Below are 18,510 nucleotides of genomic sequence, written 5' to 3' on the forward strand. Positions count from 1 at the left end.
CGCTCGGTCGCCGTGGGTCTGACGAGCGTCGCGCTCGTCGCGAGCGCGGCCGTGATCCCGGCGTCCGCCCAGTCCGGCCTGACCACGGGCACCACCCCGACGGCGGCGCAGCCCGCCGCCGTGAAGACCGCGACGAACGCAGCGCCCGTGCGCGTGCTCGTCTTCCACGGCGCCCCGGACGCGCAGGACGACCCGGTCGTCGACGCGACGCAGGCCCTCTCGCAGCTCGGGTCCGCGAACGGGTTCGAGGTCGAGGCGTCGTCCGACCCGGCGGTCTTCACGGAGGCCGCGCTGAGCGACTACCGCGGCGTGGTCATGCTGTCGGCCGAGGGCATCGAGCTGAGCGCCGCCCAGGAGGCGGCGCTCCAGGCCTACGTGAACGGCGGCGGCGGGTTCCTCGGCGTGCGTGACGCGGCGCGCGCCCAGGAGGCGTCGCAGTGGTTCACGGGTCTCGTCGGTGCCCGGATCGCCGGCGCCCAGCCCGACGCCGCGGACGTCGCCGAGGTCACCGCGACCGCGGAGAACCCGCCGAACGAGGACGCACCGAACCTCGTCGACGGCGACCCCGGCACGAAGTGGCTCGCGTTCGAGCCCACCGCGACGATCACCCTGCGGCTCGAGGAGCCGCTCGAGCTCGCGCGCTACACGCTCATCTCGGCCAACGACTCCGCGGGTCGCGACCCGCAGAACTGGACGCTGCAGGGCTCGACGGACGGCGAGACGTGGGTCGACGTCGACGAGCGCAGCGACGAGGACTTCCCGCAGCGCTTCCAGCCGCGCGACTTCGACGTCGAGAGCGACACCGCCTACGGGTGGTACCGGCTCGACATCACGCAGAACGCGGGCGAGGGGCTGACGCAGCTCGCCGAGATCTCGCTGTTCGACGACGAGTCGGTGAACCAGCCGGCGCCCGAGATCCCGGTCGAGACGCGCACGGTCGACCTCATCGACCGGCAGCACCCCGCGACCGCGGAGCTGCCGCTCACGTGGGAGCGCGACGACAAGTGGCTCGACTGGGCCGACAGCCCGGCCGGCGAGGTGCACACGGTCGCGCAGGTCGAGCCGGGCCCCGACGCCGGGCCGACGACCAACCCCTTCCACCCGGTGTCCTGGTGCCGCGACTACGACGGCGGCCGCTCCTTCTACACCGGCATGGGGGGCACGCCGGAGAGCTGGGCGGACGAGTCGTTCCGGCAGCACCTGCTCGGCGCCCTGCAGTGGACGACGGGCGTCGTGCGCGGCGACTGCCAGGCCACGATCGCGTCGAACTACACGACCGAGCGCCTCTCGGCCCCGAACACCGCGGGCCAGCTCGACCAGAACGGTGAGCCGCACGGCCTGACGATCGCGCCCGACGGCACGGTCTTCTACATCGGCCGCGGCGCGTGCCCGACCGGTCCGATCCCGTCGTGGTCCAACCCCGACGTGGGCCTGGGCTGCGGCACGATCCACCAGTGGGACCCGGAGACGGGTGAGGTCGACCTGCTGACGACGCTCGAGGTCATGGGCAACCGCGGCAGCGGCGACGAGCTGGTGAAGAACGAGGAGGGCCTGCTCGGCATCACGCCGGACCCGAACTTCGCCGAGAACCACCACCTCTACGTCTTCTGGATGCCGCACGAGTCGATCGACACCGAGCGCCGCGTCGGCATGCGGACCGTCTCGCGGTTCACGTACGACCCCGCGGGGCCGAGCATCGACCAGAGCACGCGCGTCGACCTGCTCGAGTGGGAGACGCAGATCCACAGCTGCTGCCACGCGGGCGGCGGCATGGCGTTCGACGACGACGGGAACCTGTACATCGGCTCGGGCGACAACAACTCGTCCGGCGGCTCGAACGGCTACTCCGGCAACAACTGGACGCAGGAGTACGCCGGGATCAGCTTCCAGGACGCGCGCCGCACGTCGGGCAACACGAACGACCTCAACGGCAAGATCCTGCGGATCCACCCCGAGGCCGACGGCACCTACACGATCCCGGACGACAACCTCTTCCCGGTGGGCGAGTACCCCGCCGACAAGACGCGCCCCGAGATCTACGTCATGGGCGTGCGCAACATCTCGCGCCTGCAGATCGACCCCGACACCGACTGGCTGACCGCCGCGTGGGTGGGGCCGGACGCCGGCATGCCGGACCCCGAGCTCGGCCCGGCCAAGTACGAGACGGCGACGATCATCACGTCCGCCGGCAACCAGGGCTGGCCGTACTGCATGGGCAACCGCCAGCCGTACCGTGACCGGAGCAACGAGGACGCGAGCGTCCTCACCGGCTGGTACGACTGCGACAACCCGAAGAACACGTCGCCGCGCAACACCGGTCTGGTCGACATCCCGCCGGTGCGCGACAACATGATCTGGTACTCGCCGAGCGGCGGCGGCCCGGTCTTCCCGATCGGCGAGGACGGCATCCCGTCCTACGAGGACGACGAGGCCACCTACACGATCCCGTGGCTCCGCGGTGGCGGCCAGGCCGTCATGTCCGGCCCGACGTACCGCACGTCGCAGGTCGACCCCGAGTCGGACGTCGCGTGGCCGTCGTACTGGGAGGGCAAGTGGTTCCTCGGTGACCAGTCGAACTCGAACAACCGCACCGCGGTGACGGTCGACCCGGACGCCGTGGAGTCGCAGGGCGCCCCGGCGTTCATGGAGGACCTGCGCCAGATCCTCCCGGGCGGTCGTGGTGACGACCTGGTGCAGAGCTGGATGGACGCGAAGTTCGGTCCCGACGGCGCGCTGTACCTGCTCGACTACGCGGGCGGCTTCTTCAGCCTCGACCCGAACCAGAAGCTCGTGCGCGTCACGTACGACGGCGGGGCACCCACCCCGCTGCCGACCGCCACCGCGGCGAGCATCCAGGGCGACCCGCTGACGGTGGCCTTCACGGGCGCCCGCTCCGGCGGCGTGTCCTACCAGTGGGACTTCGGCGACGGCTCGACGTCGACCAAGGCGAACCCGCGGCACACCTACCCGCGGGTGGGCGAGTACGAGGCGACGCTGACCGTCACGTACGCCGACGGCACCACGGAGACCGTCACGGCCGACGCGAGCACCACGTGCACGCTGCCGGACGACCGCGAGACGGTGTTCTTCGGCGAGTTCGACTCCGGCGTCGCGAACGACGACCTGGGCGGCTGCACCATCGCCGACCTGTTCCAGGACGAGAAGGAGTGGGACACCCACCAGAAGTTCCTGCGCCACGTGAAGGCCGTCGCGAAGAGCCTCTTCGACGACAGCCGCATCACGGGCTCGGAGCGCAACGCGCTGGTGAACGCGGCCGCGCGGTCGCAGATCGGCGTCGACCCGGGCGGGTACCGGACGATCTTCGACGGCACCCAGGAGTCGCTGTTCGACTGGAAGCAGGCGCCCGGCGGCAGGTTCGTGCTGCAGCCCGACGGGTCGCTCCGCTCGGAAGGCGGCCTGGGGATGCTCTGGTACGCGGCCGAGGAGCTCGGGGACTTCTCCGTGAAGCTCCTGTACCGCGACATCTCGGAGGGGAACACCTTCGCGAACAGCGGTGTCTTCACCCGGTTCCCGAACCCTGACGCCCCCGGCGACGTCGAGTGCGCCGAGGGTCAGTCCCCGGCGTGGGTCGCGATCTCGTGCGGTCACGAGATCCAGATCTACGACGGCACGACGGGCGAGCCGCAGAAGACCGGCTCGGTCTACAACTTCGACCCGGTCGGTCTCGACACCCCGGGGCTGAAGCCGAAGGGCGAGTGGAACGAGTACGAGATCCGGGTGGTCGGCCAGCAGTACACGATCATCCGCAATGGCGAGGTCATCAACGAGTTCGAGAACTCGCCCGGCCAGGAGTCGTCGCGCGCGGGCGACCCGCCGACCGACCTGCGTCAGTTCGAGCGCGGGTTCATCGGGCTGCAGAACCACGGGAACGCGGACCTCATCGAGTTCCGTGACGTCCGGGTGGCCGACCTGTAGCACCCGACCGGGCCGGCGGGGGCGATGCGCCCCCGCCGGTCCGGCACCGCGCCGCCCGCGCGGCGCAGCGGCTTCCCGGGGCGCCGCCCCGGGGTTCTTCCGTACGACCGACCTGAACCACCGCACATCGACGAGGAGTGCACCCCCATGGAACGACACAGCGCGAGAGCGCGCGGCACCCAGCGGCTCGTAGCCGCCGTGGTCGCCGGCCTCACCGCCGCGACGGTCATCTCCGTCGCCCCGGCGACGGCGAGCCCCCTGCCGGCGGCCTTGCCGTCGGTCGCCCAGCCGGCGGACGCCGAGGCCACCCAGGCCGTCGTCGCCGCCGAGCAGGTGCTGACCTGGACCGGCGACAACAGCGTCAGCGACTACAAGACCTTCCCCGCCACGGCGACCGCCGGTCCCGCGACGATCGTGTTCGAGAACAGCATCGCGACCGGCAGCACGTTCGGCATGAGCCACACCCTGACGTTCGACACGTCGACGCCCGGCTACAACCACGACGTCGACCTCAACATCCTCGCGAGCCCGTTCGACGCGAACGGCGGCCTGCACGAGGCCGAGGTCGTGCTCACCGAGGGCACGTACCGCTACTTCTGCGCGATCCCCGGTCACGGCGAGATGTGGGGCGAGCTCGTCGTCACGGGTGACGGCGGGGGCGGCGACGACACCACCGCGCCCTCGGTCACCGCGCAGGTGACGGGCGAGCAGGACGGCGACGGCGCGTACGTCGGCGGCGCGACGGTCACGCTCGCCGCGACCGACGACGACTCCGGCGTCGCGGGCGTCGAGTACGACCTCGACGGCGCGGGCTGGCAGGCCTACGACGAGCCGTTCGTCGTCGACGCGGTCGGGGCGCACACGCTCCAGTTCCGCGCGACGGACGCCGCGGGCAACACGTCCGAGGCGCAGACGGCGGAGTTCACCGTCGTCGAGGGCGAGGAGCCGGTCGAGGACACGACCGCCCCGGTCGTCGAGCCGATGGTCATGGGCGAGCAGGACGAGGACGGCGCGTACGTCGGCTCGGCCGCCTTCATGCTCCACGCCACCGACGAGGAGGGCGGCTCGGGCGTCGCGTCGATCGAGTACGCGGTCGACGGCACCTGGCTGCCGTACACGACGACCGTGCAGTTCACCGAGCCCGGCGAGTACGCGGTGCAGTACCGCGCGACGGACGAGGCGGGCAACGTCTCGGAGGCCGGCACGTCGACGTTCACCGTCGTCGCCGACGGCGGCGGCGAGGACACCACGGCCCCGACCGTGACGGCCGAGGTCACGGGCGACCTGGACGACAACGGCGCGTTCGTCGGGTCGGCGACCGCGACGCTCACCGCGACCGACGACGCGTCCGGCGTCGAGACCGTCGAGTACGACCTCGACGGCGCGGGCTGGACCGAGTACACCGAGCCGGTCGTCGTCGACGAGCCCGGCGAGCACACGCTCGTCTACCGGGCGACCGACGTCGCGGGCAACGTCTCCGAGGAGACGGTCACGGAGTTCACCGTCGTCGCCGAGGGCGGCGGCGAGGACACCACCGCGCCGACGGTCGCCACCGAGCTCAGCGGCACGCAGGACGACGACGGCGCGTACGTCGGCTCGGCGTCGGTCATGATCACCGCCACCGACGACGGGGGCGTCGCGTCCGTCGAGTACGACCTCGACGGCGCAGGCTGGGCCCCGTACACCGAGGCCGTCGTGGTCGACGAGCCCGGTCAGCACACGCTCGCCTACCGCGCGACCGACGAGGCGGGCAACGTCTCCGAGGCCGGCACGGTGACCTTCGTGGTCGTGGCGGGCGACGGGAGCGACACGGTGGCGCCCGAGGTCGACCACCGCGTCTACGGCCAGCAGAACGATGCCGGCGAGTACGTCGGTCCCGCGTTCGTCCGACTGCGCGGGACCGACGCCGGCTCCGGCGTCGCGTCGATCGAGTACCAGGTCGACGGCGGCGAGTGGACCCCGTACGCGAAGCAGATCTCGCTGCGCACCCCGGGCGAGCACGTGGTCACCTACCGCGCGACGGACGTCGCGGGCAACGTGTCCGCGCCGGTGAGCGTCACCGTCGTCATCGAGGGCGGAGAGCCCGGCGGCGAGGGTCCCGAGGTCACCGCGGGCATCGGCGGCAGCCGCAACCGCGACGGCGCGTTCGTCGGTCGTGCGACCGTGACGCTCACCGCCGTGGACGAGGAGTCGGGCGTCGACCGCACCGAGTTCCAGGTCGACGGCGGCACGTGGCAGCGCTACGCCGCACCGTTCGTCGTCGCGGCGGACGGCGAGCACGTCGTGCGCTACCGGGCGGTCAACGGCGCCGGCGAGACGTCGCAGACGGGCGAGGTGACGTTCACCGTCGTCCAGCTGCTGCGCGACCGCTGCCCCGGCTCGGACGTGCGGCCGACCGTCGTCATCGACGGCAACGACAGCACCGTCGGGAACTTCGACGACGGCGAGGGCTGCACCGTCAACGACCACATCGCCGAGGACGACGAGTACCCGACGCACCGCGAGTTCGTCCGCCACGTCCGCGAGGTCACCCGTGACCTCGTCGACGAGGGCGTGCTCATCGGCGCCGAGCGGCAGCTGATCATCGCTGCGGCAGAGCTGTCGGACATCGGTCGCTGAGGCGCTGACGCGTCGAGGGCTGATGTCCTGAGGCGCTGACGCGACACGGCATGGAACGGCGGGCCGCGCCCCCTCGGGGGCGCGGCCCGCTGCTGCGTGGTCGCGGACCGGTGCGTCGTGCGCGGCGAGGCCGCGGTCGTGCGCCGAACACGACCTGAAGGTCGCCATGAGCTCGATAACGACCGTGAGGTCGTGGTCGACGGCGCGTGGTGTCGTTCTCGACCACGGTCGCGGGTGAATTCTCATGACCGCGGCGTCGATCTCGCCCGGCGCGCGTGACGGCGTCGGGCACGTGCGGTACGAACGGGTCATGCCGCGTGCGTACCCGCCCGACCCGACGTTCCCCGACGACGGCGGGGCCGAGCGTGCCGTGTGGGAGGCGCTCGTCGACCAGCTGCCCGACGACGCTGTCGTCGTCCACGGGCTGCACCTCCAGGAGGACGAGCACGAGTACGAGATCGACGTGCTCGTCGTCTGGCCCGGCGTCGGGATCGCGGCCGTCGAGGTGAAGGGCGGGTACGTCGACCGGGTCGACGGCACCTGGTACCAGGGCAGCGGCGAGCGGCGCCATCGGATCGACCCGCTGCGCCAGGTGCAGGGCGCGCGGCACGCGCTGCAGGCGCTCCTGGGTCGTCGGGATCTCTGGGCGGGGGAGGCGCGCACCGCGCACCTCGTGGCCCTGCCGCACCGGTACGTGCCGGCCGACTGGTCCGCGCTCGACCTGCCGCGCGACATGCTCGCCGACCGCGGCGACCTGGAGCGGCCGTTCGGCGTGGCGGAGCGCGTCAAGCACGCGATCGAGCGCCACGGTCAGGGGCACACGCCGCTCGCGCCCGACGACGTCCCCGACCTCGTCGAGTCGCTCACCGGTGGCTTCCCGAGCCAGGCGGAACATCTCGCGCTCGCGGCGCAGCACGAGACGCGGCTCGAGCAGATGACGCGCGACCAGTCGCGCACGCTCGACGCGCTCTCGGGCGTGCGTCGGATGCGCGTCGTGGGCGGCGCGGGGTCCGGCAAGACGTGGCTCGCTCTCGAGCAGGCACGGCGTCGGGCGCGATCGGGGGAGCGCGTCGCGCTCCTGTGCTACTCGCGTGGCCTCGGCCGGTACTTCGAGCGGGTCGTCGAGCAGTGGCCGCCACGTGACCGGCCCGCCTACGTCGGTCTGTTCCACGACCTGCCGCTCGCCTGGGGTGCGGAGCCCGGCGCCGACGACGACCCGGACTACTGGGAGCGGCGGCTGCCGCTCGCGCTCGGGGAGCTCGCGGACGGGCGCGGGCCGGGCGAGCTGTTCGACGCGGTCGTGGTCGACGAGGCGCAGGACTTCGGCGACCTGTGGTGGCCGTCGCTGCTCCGCTGCCTGCGCGACCAGGACGGCGGCGGGCTGTACGTCTTCATGGACGACGCGCAGCGCGTCTTCCCCCGCGAGGGTCGTGTCCCGCTCGAGCTCGTGCCCGTGACGCTGCACGAGAACCTGCGCTCGACGAAGCAGATCGCCCAGGTGTTCGGGGCGCTCTCGCCGGAGCGCATCACGCCGCGCGGGATGGAGGGGCCGCCCGTCCGGGTCGTCGACGTGCCCGCGACCGACGCCGTGGGCGCCGCCGACGACGCCGTGGAGGCCCTGCTCGACGAAGGCTGGGAGATCGGACAGGTCGCGCTGCTCGCGACCGGACGCCGGCACCCGCAGCAGGTGAACGAGGTCCAGGCCGGCGGCCACGCTGCCTACTGGGACGCGTTCTTCGCCGAGGACGACGTGTTCTACGGGCACGTCCTCGGGTTCAAAGGCCTCGAGCGGCCGGTCGTGGTGATCGCGGTCAACGGCGTGCGGGACGAGTCGCGGGCGCGCGAGATGCTCTACACGGGGTTCTCGCGCGCGCGATCGCTGCTCGTCGTGGTGGGCGACCGGTCCTGGATCGAGCGCGTCGGTGGGGAGGCCGTGCGGCGCCGGCTCGAGCGGGCGGAGGGGTGGCTCCCCGGGTGAACCACCTCACGAAGGCGGCCGTGGAAGGGTAGTGGGATGACGACGCTCGCCCAGCTCCGCAAGGCCGCGCTCGCGCTGCCTGAGACCGTCGATACGTCGCAGGCCGGGGCGGTGGCGTTCAGGGTCCGTGACAAGCGTTTCGTCGCGGTGACGAAGGACGACGTTGTCCAGCTCCACCTCCTGGCAGGCGACGTCGAGCGGCTGCTCGCCGAGCATCCCGGCGCGTCGCGACTGACTCGGGGCGGTTCCCTCGTCGGGGCGTGCGTGCTGCTCGACGAGGTGAACGGGCAGCAGCTCAATCACTGGGTACGCCGCGCGTGGCTGCACCGGGCGCCGAAACGCCTCGCGGCGTCGGTCGCGGCGGGGGACGCCGCCGAGCCGGGGCAGATCGGGGATCTTCCCGCCTCCATCGGAGGCCCGGCCACGCGCGCGCTCGCCGGCGCGGGTCTCACGTCGCTGTCCGACGTCGCGCGGCTGAGCGACGCGGAGCTGCTGGCCCTGCACGGGGTCGGGCCCAAGGCGGTGCGGCTGCTGCGCGAGGCGCTCGCGGGAGTCTGACGTGGATCTTGACGGCGATGACCATGGCGACCCTCCGCCCCAGAAGCCTCAAGAATTTGGCACCGTTTGCCAAGTTGTTGGCATCAGCGGCGAGATCTCTTCGGCGTCACCAGGGGCCGACGAGCGGGATGAAGCGTTCCATCGCAGCGACAACCGACCGTGCGTCCTCAAGTCCCTCTCGCGCCTGGTCGCTCGTGACGGGCTGGCTGTCGAGGTCGGGGTACTCGGAGTCATGACGGCGCAGTCGAAGCTCTCGGAACCTTCGGACGACGGTTCGGCCGTCGGGCCCGAGCTGAGCCTCGAGGACGTCCTGGACGACGCGGTGTCCTCCGCGCGCTGTCGGCCGCAGACCCTGCGTGGCGAGAACGGCGACCATCGACTTGCGCGCTGCGTCGTACAGCATGGTGAACGCGCCGGCAGGATCGACGTCCACGACGAGTGCTGCCGTCCGGAGGTGCTGCTCGGCCTGTTCGACGAGCAGCGCGGCGTGCTCGGTGGACGGGTGCACCGTCTGGAGCCGGCGCTGTTCGATGGCCGTTGCGACCACCCGCTCGCCCGTCGTCCACCGACCCCGAGAATCAGGCATCGTCGCCTCCGGAGGGGACGATCACGTCGACCGTCGCGCCATCGAGCACCGTGCGCTTGAAGCTGCTCGTGTCCTTCGCCCAGTCGTCGGCGCGTACGCGTCGGACGTTCACCTCGCGGTGCAGTCGGCGTTCGGACTCCTCGACGGCGTCCGCCAGCTCGTCGCGGTCGGGGTCGCCCACGACGAGGAGGTCGATATCGGCTGGCACCGGTCCCGGCTGCTCCTCGTAGCGAGCCGCCCACGACCCGTAGATGAACGCATGCGTGATGCCCGCCACGCCGTCGAGCTCGTCGCGCAGGACCGCGAGCGGACCGAAGGTCACGGCGAGCAGCTCGACGAGCGGGCGGTAGACGACCGAGTCGGTGAGCACCCGGACCAGGCGCGTGTTGCCGCGCTTCGTGGTGTGTACCAGTCCGGCGTCCTCGAGACGCGAGACCTCCCGCGTCACTGTCGGAGCCGAGGTGTCGACCGACTCGGCGATCTCGGAGATGCTCTGCTCCCGGTCCGGCGCGAGGAGGATATGGGCGAGGATCTCGCCCTGCGTCCGCGACCGCAGCAGGGGGAGCAATAGCGGCGACGAAACTTTCATAAAACAGAGGCTAGCGGTCGTCTTATGAAAGCAACAAGGTTGCTCTCGGAGTCGGTGCCGCTGAGTCTCGTGGAGAACCGCGCGCGTGCGGCCCGGCGGCGCAACTACTTCGCGGAGGTCCTCCCCGAAGGTCGGGTCCTGAGCGACCTCGCCGGCCGCGCACGCCTCGCGGAGAGCGACGTCGTCGGGCTGCTCGCGCGCTACGGGCGCGACGTCGCCGGCGCCGTCGAGCTGTACGACCCCGACGCACCCGGCGAGCCGCGCACACCGCGCACGACGCCGCTCAGCGAGGAGCAGGTCGGCGAGCTCCTCGGCAACACGCGAGGAATGCCGCTCGGGAACTCGCCGCTCGGCGGCAAGTCGTCCCTCGCCGGCGTGCAGGAAAAGATCGTCCTCGCCCTCGTGGAGGGCGTCTGGCACCAGGTCCACGACGGATACCCGTCGACGCACATCCTCAAGCCCCACTCCGCGGCGAACCCGACGATCATCTACGACGAGGAGTACGCGACGCGGATCGCCGCGCGCATCGGCCTGACGCAGGGGACGGTGCGCCTGCACGACTTCGGCGGACGGACCGCCCTTGTGATCGAGCGCTACGACCGGTCGCCAGACGCTCCCCGTGGACGCCTCCACCAGGAGGACATGAACCAGGCGCTCGGTGCGCGCGGTGACGAGAAGTACCAGGAGATCGGTGGCAAGGTCAGTCTCGCGCGGATCGCGAGCGCCCTCCGTCGTGCCGCCGGTCCGACCGCGGTCGAGCAGCTCCTGCGATACGTCACGCTGACCGTCGCCGTCGGCAACCTCGACATGCACGCCAAGAACCTCTCGATGCTCCACCTCCCGGACGGCTCCGCGCACATCGCGCCGATGTACGACGTCGTGCCGCTGCGGCACCAGCCGACCGACGGTCGGCTCGCCCTGGCCGTGAACGGTGCCTACGTGCACAGCACGGTCACTGCGGACGATCTCGTCGCGGAGGGTGAGGCGTGGGGTGTGGCGACCGCGCGGGATCTCGTCGCTACGACGCTCGGTGACGTCGCTGCCGTCGTCTCGGACGAGGTGCCCGACCCGCGAGCGCACCCCGGGCTGCAGGACGACGTCGCGCGCTTCACGAGCAACCTCCTCGCGGAGGGTGCCCTAGGTTAGGGCCACACTCGTGTCTGCTCGACGTGGATCGGTCAGCTCGGTGAGGACCCCGCGCCGAACTGGTCGAGGGCGTCCGCCAGCTGGGTCCACGCATCGTCCGTGCCGAGCAGGCGCGCGGTTCGCGCCGACACGCGGAGCGTGGCGACGAGCGCTGCTGCCTCGTCGCCACGCTCGTCGGCGTACCGGTCGTCGAGCAGGTGCGGTGCGTCGCGCTCCGCGTGCATCGCGACGACGTCGAGGAACACCGTGAGCGCTCGCGCGGCCCGACGACGCTCGGCCGCCTCGCGGTCGCGTCGCTCCTCGTCCGACTCGGCGGGTTCGGGCGCCGGTGCTCCGGTCCGGTCGGCGACGTCCAGGGTGGGGACGACGACGTCGAACCGGCCCTTCCACAGGCGGCTGAACGCCGCGTCGTCGGCGAGGTGGACGACCGTGCCGATCTCCGGCGCGCTCGGGTCGTGCTTCTCGATGCTCGCGCGGAGGCCGGCCACCTCGTAGGCGAAGCGCAGCAGGTTGTCGTCGGTCATCGAGGCGCCGACGACGAGCAGGTGCTTCGTCATCATCAGCGACTGGACGAGCGACCCGACGGGCTTCCACCGGGAGTCGTAGTGCACGAACGAGCTGCGGGACAGCACGATCGAGTCCGGGTGCTCCACGTCGCCGTGCATCTTGAGCAGCCACGGCCGGTCGGTGCTCGTGCGGTCCCACGGGAGCCGGTCGATGGCGACCCGCTGGTCGTCGGACGGGCGGCCCCCGGTCGCGGTGACGGCCTGCTCGTAGAGCTGGTCGTAGTTGGTCGTCGTCGCCTCGCGCACGCGCATGCTCGCGAGGAGGGTGTGGGCGAGGCTGGGTCGGGCGGACGCCGCCTTGATGATGCTCGCGACGCGGCTGCCGAGTGCCTTCTGCGTATCGGCCTTGGCACGCGCGGACCGGTCGGCGAGAGCGACCTGGATGAGCTCCGCCTGCTCGAGCGGGCCGAGCTCGCTGATGCGTTCACGCACGTCGCTGTCCAGGTCGAGCCTCGCGACCAGCTCGGTGAGCAGGCGGTTCCACGACGGCAGTCCCGCGGCGATGCTCACGCCGGCGCCGAAGAACAGGGCGAGGTCACCGTCGGAGGCGTGGCGTCCCAGCTCTTGCGCTCGTGTCGTCGTCTCCGGCGGGAGCCCGGTGGGGCGGGCCAGCGCCCGACGGCGGTGCTGCAGCGCCGAGTAGTCCGCCCGGTTCGACGCGACGAGGGCGACGTCGACGCCGAGGTCGCGTGCGGCGTCGTGCAGGGTGGTGAGGAGCGCCGAGATGACCTGGCCGCGGCGCAGCCGGTGACCGCCGTAGCCGGTCCCGACGATCGGGAGCGCGACGAGCGGCAGGTCGCGACCCGCTGTCTCGGCAGCGGTGCGGAGACGGTCGGCCGAGTGCTCGACGATCGCGGCGACGGCCCGGCGGGCGGCGTCGCCGACGCCGTCGGGCGTGGTGGCGATGGTGTCGAGGAACCAGACCTCTGGCTGGTGCTTGGCGCTACGGCGGGAAGTCCGCGCGGGGAGGGCGGCGCCCTGCGCCCAGCCGCCCGGCTTGACCTGGCTCCAGGTGGTCGCGGGCTCCAGGCCGGCCGCGTCGCGCCACCAGCGCTCGACGTGGAAGCCCGCGTCGGTCGGGATGACGACCGCATCGGCGCTCAGTGCCTCGAGGCGGCCGTTGACGACGAAAAGGTGTCCGGATGTCATGGGAGTTCTCTGATCAGGATCGCTGGTGGCCGCGCAGTTTTCGTCAACCGGTGTCTAACAACCGTCTGATGAAAGTGCTCGGAGGGACGCGTGGTCAGCGCGCTCGTTCCGCGCGCCAGATTGCGTGGTCTACCGTCCACGGCGTCACGCGCCGCTCTGATGTCGACACCTCAGCCGCGATCATGCGCAGCAAGGGCTTGGCTCCCGCCACGTCTGTCGTGACGCCGTGCCGCTCGAGGAAGCGCAGGATCATCCGATCGGGTTTCACGGTGTCGTCGTCGCCGACGAGCATCCAGAAGTATCCGGTGCGGACGCCGTCGCCGGGGATCTTCCGGAGCCGGGCGCTGATCTCATCGACACGTGCGAAGTCCGCGAGTGTCTTGGTCGCCGACGCGAGCGTGTCGACGCCCTCGTCGATCAGGACGTCCGCGTAGCGCAGGGCAGCGTCGGCCTTGAGGATTCCGCTTCTGGACGACGTTCGATGCGCCGTCGTGATCTCGACGAGGTCGTCAGGCGTCGAGAACATGTCACGAAACACCGAGAGCGGCAGCGGATCGGACGTGGGGAGGTCGTTGAGGGCGACCACCGGTGCAGCGTCACCCACGGCTTCGGCGACCTTGCGGACGGCCGGAACGACGTGGCGGTCGTAGTTGATGCTGATCGACCAGACGGCGTCGAGAACGCAGTACGTGACGCTGCTCCAGCGGCGTTCACGCGGGCCGAGGTCGAGTGCACGCACGGCGTCGACGAGGGAGCGGGAGATCTCCATGGTGGTCCTCTTCATTCAGCTCGGCTGCTTCAGGAGCGTGGCGGTGTCCAGGTGAGGGTGACGGGCGCGAGGTCTTCGTCGTGCGGAGTCCAGTCGAGAAGCTCGAGCGTGCCGCTGCCCTGCACCACGTCGTCGTCTGCGCTGAGCTTGATGCCGCTGACGATGCCCATCACGCACTCGCCCGGATGGTCGACGGCGAACTCCACCTCGCCCGCGGTCACGAAGACCGAGGTGCCGGCTCCTTGAGTTCCCTTCGCCTCCAGGTAGCGCAACTCGTCACCACGGCGAGCGATGGCGTCGTACGGATGCCCGATCCGAGTGTCCGTGACATCCCAGCCGTCGTCACGGAAGTGCTCCTCGAGGAGTTGCTGTGCATAGTCCTCGATCGCACCACGAGCGCGAGGCGAGACGGCGCGACCTTGCCCAGTCCCGGGTGCCGGACGGTGGAGGGAGCGGGCGACGTGTGCGGCCCACAGGTCATCGACCTTGGCCATGGCGTCATCGGTGATGTCGTTGCCGCTGCTCTGCATGTAGTTCCAGCTGACTTGCGACACATCGGCCAGGAGTACTTCGGTGGGCAGCGGGTCATCCTGCTCGAGCACGGTGTCCCATCGGACCTCGACGTAGCGCGCGGTCGGGCTCTGGTCGTCGAAGCCCTCGTCCTCGAACACCTCGCCACGGGTCCAACCGCTCGCGACGATGCCACGTGGTTCAGCGCCCTGACGAAGAAGGAAGGCGCGCTGTCCGACCGGGATGGAACGCCGTCGCCCGACCGACCACTGATCGTCGGATGTGCCGCCCGCTTCGGTGCGTTCGCGTGCGGCCTCCCACTCACCGTCCTCGAAGGCCCATCGTTCCGGGTTCCACGTGAAGATGACTGCGGGCATGACGTGCTCCTTCGTTCTGTCCGGGATCCATCGCGACCCTATGGGGCGAGAACACGCACGTCACCGGTCGAGCGTGACCTGTCCGGGTGAAGTTGGCTCCTGTGCGCAGCCGCATGGGCGATGAGGTCCGTGAGGGTGTCGACCTGTTCGAGAATCTGCCCCAGCGGCACAGAGAGATCGAAGGCGTGGAGGTGGATCCTCGGGCCGCTGCGGACGACCTGCACGGGTGCGAGTGGAGACCCGTCGAGGTTCGCGTAGACAAGGTGCCCGTCGGGCAGGCCGAGAGCCGTGCAGTAGGCGAGCAGCTGATACGTGTTGTCGCCGTGCGTGTCCCGAGGCCCGACTGTCTGGTACTTGGCGTCGATCACGGCGACCGGAGCACCGTCGAGGTCCCAGACGAGGTCAGGTCGGAGCGGGACACGTCGGCCACGATCGAGCCACCACCGCGTGTCCTGCGCACGGGCGACGCCGCCTCTCGACTCGAGTCGCTTGCCGAGCTCGCGTGCAAGGAAGTCCTCGAAGACGCGCGGCATGTCGAGCGTGAGCGACCGGGCGGGTACGCCGCCGGCCGCGACGTCGACGCCGACTCCGTCGAGCACCAGTCGTGCCAGCTCGACGGCCGGACGATAGCGCTCGTTCATCCGCGTCCAGTGGACCTGAGGCGGGCTGGGGATCGACGCTCCCGCACTCACCGCTTGTAGCGTCATGAGGATGCGGTGCAGACCGCGCTGTACCGGGCCGTCCGCGAGCCCCAGCCTCTGGAGCGCCGATGCGGCCGCCTTGACGACGCGGTTCTCCACCACGTCCTCGTCGTGCTCTTGATAACTGACGGCGAGCGGGAGGTTTCGGCCGGGACGTCGCCGGATCTGCTCCGCCAGGTCGATTCGGCCGCGTACGGTCATCAGATCGTCGCGCTGCTCCCGATAGCCGCGGAGAACGCCCTCGCTCAGGGTGCGCTCGGTGGTGAGCACGAAGAGACGAGCCAGGGCGAGATGGACGTCGTCGCGCGCGGCTGCGGGTGCTTCGTCGTCCGTCCAGGGCGTGGCGGATGCGCCCGCAAGCGTCAGGACGTTGGCGACCGGGATGCGTGGACGCACGACGATGATGGCTTCGTCCGTCCGATCGACGCCGACGATCCCGCTCGGACGGACGCGCCAAAACTGCCGGTCTCCCGTGACGCGCGCCGGTGAGATCTCGGCCTTGAAGACGTCGCGAAGCAATCTGAGTTCGGCGATGTCGCACGCGACCTCGGTGGGCGTCCACTCTCTGAGGTGGAGGACCTCAGACGTCGTCGGCATCGTCGAGGCTCTGCGACGTGACGGAGGAAGGGCGAAGTGCCTCGAAAGAGAGCAGCTCCAGAACGTCGCGGCGACCGTACAGGTGCTCGCGGAGCGTCGGCAGCACGTCGTAGGTCCAGATGCGTCCGACCAGCACGTCGTCGAGGTCGTCGCGGAGGAAGTGACTCGGACCGATGGACGCCAACGGGTCGTCGAGAAGTGTGTTCGCCCGGTCGACGACCTCCGCCACCCACCGAAGCTGTGGATGCCTGACGGCCAGGAACTCCGGAAGGACGCGTGACACGGGTCCGGTCGTCGGATCGAAGTCGACGAAGGAGAAGCGACGGCGCAGCGCAGTGTCGAGGAGCGCGATCGACCGGTCCGCGCTGTTCATGGTCCCGAGGACCAGCAGGTTCTTGGGCAACGAGAACGGCTCGTTCGAGTACATCAGCCGGACACTGTGGTCGCGGTACTCGAGCAGGAAGTAGAGCTCGCCGAACACACGGGCGACGTTCCCGCGGTTGAGCTCGTCGATGAGCAGCACGTAGGTGTGGTCGGGATCGGCGCTCGCCCGTTCGGCGATCGCGCGCAGGGGACCTGGGCGCAGCATGAAACCGCCCTGCTCCGTCGGACGATACCCCTCGACGAAGTCCTCGTACGAGTACGAGGGGTGCAGCTGGACGAGGCCCACCCGGTCGTCGGCGCCGGCAAGCCATGCTGCGAGCCGACGGGCGACGAACGTCTTGCCCGTTCCCGGGTTGCCCGTGAGGATGACCTGGCGCCGGTCCTCGATCAGTGCACGGATGTCGTCCACGAACGAGGGCTCGAGATAGAGCTCGGTCGCGAGCTCCTCGATGGAGACGTCCCTCAGCGCCTCGGGGGTCTCGTCTGGTGTGGCGTCGTCAAGGTGGCGCTGGCCGGCCGGCGGGTCGACCTTCCTCCCGGCGCGCCACTGCTCGACGGCGGCACGCTCGGTGGGGAACCACGATTCCGACGCCTCGCTCGTCATCGCGGTCCAGAGGAGGCCCTGTGCGTCGAGCGCGTCATCCAGTTCGATTCCGTGCCGTTTTGCCATCTCAGCGACGAGGGCAAGGAGGGCCAGGAAGCTGTCGTACACCTCGCTGTCAGGAGCGCTCGGCGCCGGCGCGCGGAAGCCGATGATGCGCGTGAAGGCGGCTACGTAACGCGACCGCCAGACCGGCGCATCCGCCGGCTCCACCGCCATGCGCAGGAAGGAGGAGACGCTGAGCCTCGACCCACGCTGGACGAGGATATCGGCCGGAAGCGATCCAGCGAAGCCGTTCAGTGCGGTGTCCCTGTCCGCGGCCCAGAGGCGCAACAGGGCGACGGCGGCGGCGTCCGGATCTGCCTCCGCCCAGCCGAGCAGCTCCTCGGCGGCGCGGTAGTTCACGAGGTTTGTCTCGCGCACGGTCTTCTTGAGCAGCGGCAGCCAGTCACCGCGTTCCGAGACTGCGTGCCGGACGTCTCGCAGGCGATCGACTGTCTCGAGCTTGTACGCGCGTTCCGCCGCATCGAGGTCAACCCGGTCGGCGAACCATCGGAACCATCGACCCGCGCGCTCCCAGGCCTCGGTGGGTGCCGACCACTGCCACAGCCACGGTGCGCGCCACAGGTCGACGAAGGTCTCGGCGTCGTCGTTCGCTCTCGCGAGGGCCCGAAAGACCGAGGCGAGCCGCCGGGGCTCGGTCGGGCCCGTCGCCACCTCGCTCCAGCGAGCGACCATCGCGGCCCGTGCGTCGCGGCTGATGACCGGCGGGAAGGCGTCTGGGAACAGCAGGTGCTGGAGCGCGAGCTTCTGGATCTGCCCACCCTCAGCGTCGTCGATCGGTTCGAGCAGCGAGACGAAGGCGTCGGGGTCCCGCAGCACGCGGGTGCGTTCGTCGAGCGGCAGACGTTTGAGCGCGACAAATGTCTCGATCAGGGTCGCGAAGAGCTTCCATCGGTAGGTGCCATAGGCGGTGCCCGGGCGGACAAGGCCCGCGTCGAGTGCTGAAGCGAGGTCTTGCGGGGTCGCGTGCGTGCCTTCCCGGAGCGCGAGCACGGTATCGATGACCTCTCGCTTCTTCGCCCCGCTGACGGCGTCGGCGCGCGCTATGAGCAGGTGCACGTAGAGGAGCTCCGCGGCGAGCTGTACTGCGCCCGTCGGCGTGGTCGCCAACTGCGTCCCGAGCTTTGTGAGGAAACTGCCCTTGCCGGTGTCGGGACTGGCGACGAAGTCGCGCACCAAGGCCTCACCGTCCGCCAGCGTCGAGCCCGGACCGTCCGAGAACAGCGAGCGATCTTCCAGGAGGGAGACCTCGCGCCACCGGGCTGCCGCTGCGTAGATCGGCTGGGCGGTCGGGTAGGGGATGCGGGTGGCTGACATGGATCTCCTCGTCGGCGAGTGGCGCCGTCACGGTATCCCGCCGAGCCGCTGCGCCGGCGGGCCT

The 18,510-nt window shown here is 70.7% G+C and carries 12 protein-coding genes; 5 read left to right on the top strand and 7 right to left on the bottom strand.

Features of this window, described 5'->3' with window-relative positions; translation table 11 throughout:
- Positions 1-12: 12 nt before the first annotated feature.
- From ACZCLJ_RS15085 to ACZCLJ_RS15100, 4 genes are all read left to right on the top strand, one after another.
- Positions 13-3,936, top strand: a complete 3,924-nt coding sequence (locus ACZCLJ_RS15085; RefSeq protein ID WP_285821084.1) for a ThuA domain-containing protein — start codon at positions 13-15, stop codon at positions 3,934-3,936.
- A gap of 147 nt (positions 3,937-4,083) precedes the next feature.
- Positions 4,084-6,555: an OmpL47-type beta-barrel domain-containing protein gene (locus tag ACZCLJ_RS15090; RefSeq protein ID WP_463104315.1), complete on the top strand. Its 2,472-nt coding sequence runs from the start codon at positions 4,084-4,086 to the stop codon at positions 6,553-6,555.
- 244 nt (positions 6,556-6,799) lie between these two features.
- On the top strand, positions 6,800-8,533 hold the full coding sequence (locus ACZCLJ_RS15095; RefSeq protein WP_463104316.1) for a nuclease-related domain-containing DEAD/DEAH box helicase: 1,734 nt from the start codon (positions 6,800-6,802) through the stop codon (positions 8,531-8,533).
- Positions 8,534-8,569: 36 nt separating this feature from the next.
- On the top strand, positions 8,570-9,091 hold the full coding sequence (locus ACZCLJ_RS15100) for a hypothetical protein (protein WP_463104317.1): 522 nt from the start codon (positions 8,570-8,572) through the stop codon (positions 9,089-9,091).
- A gap of 106 nt (positions 9,092-9,197) precedes the next feature.
- Here ACZCLJ_RS15100 and ACZCLJ_RS15105 read toward each other — a convergent pair whose 3' ends face one another.
- Entirely contained in the window at positions 9,198-9,638 is a 441-nt protein-coding gene (locus ACZCLJ_RS15105; protein ID WP_463104318.1) for a HEPN domain-containing protein, read from the bottom strand.
- A 31-nt stretch (positions 9,639-9,669) separates the two neighbouring features.
- Complete coding sequence (locus tag ACZCLJ_RS15110) at positions 9,670-10,266, bottom strand: MarR family transcriptional regulator (protein WP_463104319.1); 597 nt, start codon at positions 10,264-10,266, stop codon at positions 9,670-9,672.
- A 54-nt stretch (positions 10,267-10,320) separates the two neighbouring features.
- Between ACZCLJ_RS15110 and ACZCLJ_RS15115 the strand changes: the two genes are divergently transcribed.
- Positions 10,321-11,412 (top strand): type II toxin-antitoxin system HipA family toxin, encoded by a 1,092-nt coding sequence (locus ACZCLJ_RS15115; RefSeq protein WP_463104320.1) that lies wholly within the window; start codon positions 10,321-10,323, stop codon positions 11,410-11,412.
- Between the two features lie 32 nt (positions 11,413-11,444).
- Here the strand turns inward: ACZCLJ_RS15115 and ACZCLJ_RS15120 are convergent, their stop codons facing one another.
- The 5 genes from ACZCLJ_RS15120 to ACZCLJ_RS15140 all read right to left on the bottom strand — a co-directional run bounded on the left by ACZCLJ_RS15120 (position 11,445) and on the right by ACZCLJ_RS15140 (position 18,446).
- Positions 11,445-13,127 (bottom strand): SIR2 family protein, encoded by a 1,683-nt coding sequence (locus ACZCLJ_RS15120; RefSeq protein WP_463104321.1) that lies wholly within the window; start codon positions 13,125-13,127, stop codon positions 11,445-11,447.
- 94 nt (positions 13,128-13,221) lie between these two features.
- Positions 13,222-13,896, bottom strand: coding sequence for a hypothetical protein (locus ACZCLJ_RS15125; protein WP_463104322.1), 675 nt, complete (start codon positions 13,894-13,896; stop codon positions 13,222-13,224).
- Between the two features lie 29 nt (positions 13,897-13,925).
- Positions 13,926-14,783: a protein NO VEIN domain-containing protein gene (locus ACZCLJ_RS15130; protein WP_463104323.1), complete on the bottom strand. Its 858-nt coding sequence runs from the start codon at positions 14,781-14,783 to the stop codon at positions 13,926-13,928.
- Between the two features lie 38 nt (positions 14,784-14,821).
- Entirely contained in the window at positions 14,822-16,081 is a 1,260-nt protein-coding gene (locus ACZCLJ_RS15135; RefSeq protein WP_463104324.1) for an McrC family protein, read from the bottom strand.
- Positions 16,065-18,446, bottom strand: a complete 2,382-nt coding sequence (locus ACZCLJ_RS15140; RefSeq protein ID WP_463104325.1) for an McrB family protein — start codon at positions 18,444-18,446, stop codon at positions 16,065-16,067. Before ACZCLJ_RS15140 ends, ACZCLJ_RS15135 begins: the two co-directional genes overlap by 17 nt.
- Positions 18,447-18,510 lie beyond the last annotated feature (64 nt).

The organism is Cellulosimicrobium sp. So1_17, from assembly GCF_055181235.1.

Coding starts and splice junctions, on each gene's coding strand:
- ACZCLJ_RS15140 (WP_463104325.1), bottom strand. CDS start 18,446: ATGTCAGCCACCCGCATCCCCTACCCGACCGCCCAGCCGATCTACGCA.
- ACZCLJ_RS15120 (WP_463104321.1), bottom strand. CDS start 13,127: ATGACATCCGGACACCTTTTCGTCGTCAACGGCCGCCTCGAGGCACTG.
- ACZCLJ_RS15110 (WP_463104319.1), bottom strand. CDS start 10,266: ATGAAAGTTTCGTCGCCGCTATTGCTCCCCCTGCTGCGGTCGCGGACG.
- ACZCLJ_RS15090 (WP_463104315.1), top strand. CDS start 4,084: ATGGAACGACACAGCGCGAGAGCGCGCGGCACCCAGCGGCTCGTAGCC.
- ACZCLJ_RS15125 (WP_463104322.1), bottom strand. CDS start 13,896: ATGGAGATCTCCCGCTCCCTCGTCGACGCCGTGCGTGCACTCGACCTC.
- ACZCLJ_RS15100 (WP_463104317.1), top strand. CDS start 8,570: ATGACGACGCTCGCCCAGCTCCGCAAGGCCGCGCTCGCGCTGCCTGAG.
- ACZCLJ_RS15130 (WP_463104323.1), bottom strand. CDS start 14,783: ATGCCCGCAGTCATCTTCACGTGGAACCCGGAACGATGGGCCTTCGAG.
- ACZCLJ_RS15095 (WP_463104316.1), top strand. CDS start 6,800: ATGACCGCGGCGTCGATCTCGCCCGGCGCGCGTGACGGCGTCGGGCAC.
- ACZCLJ_RS15135 (WP_463104324.1), bottom strand. CDS start 16,081: ATGCCGACGACGTCTGAGGTCCTCCACCTCAGAGAGTGGACGCCCACC.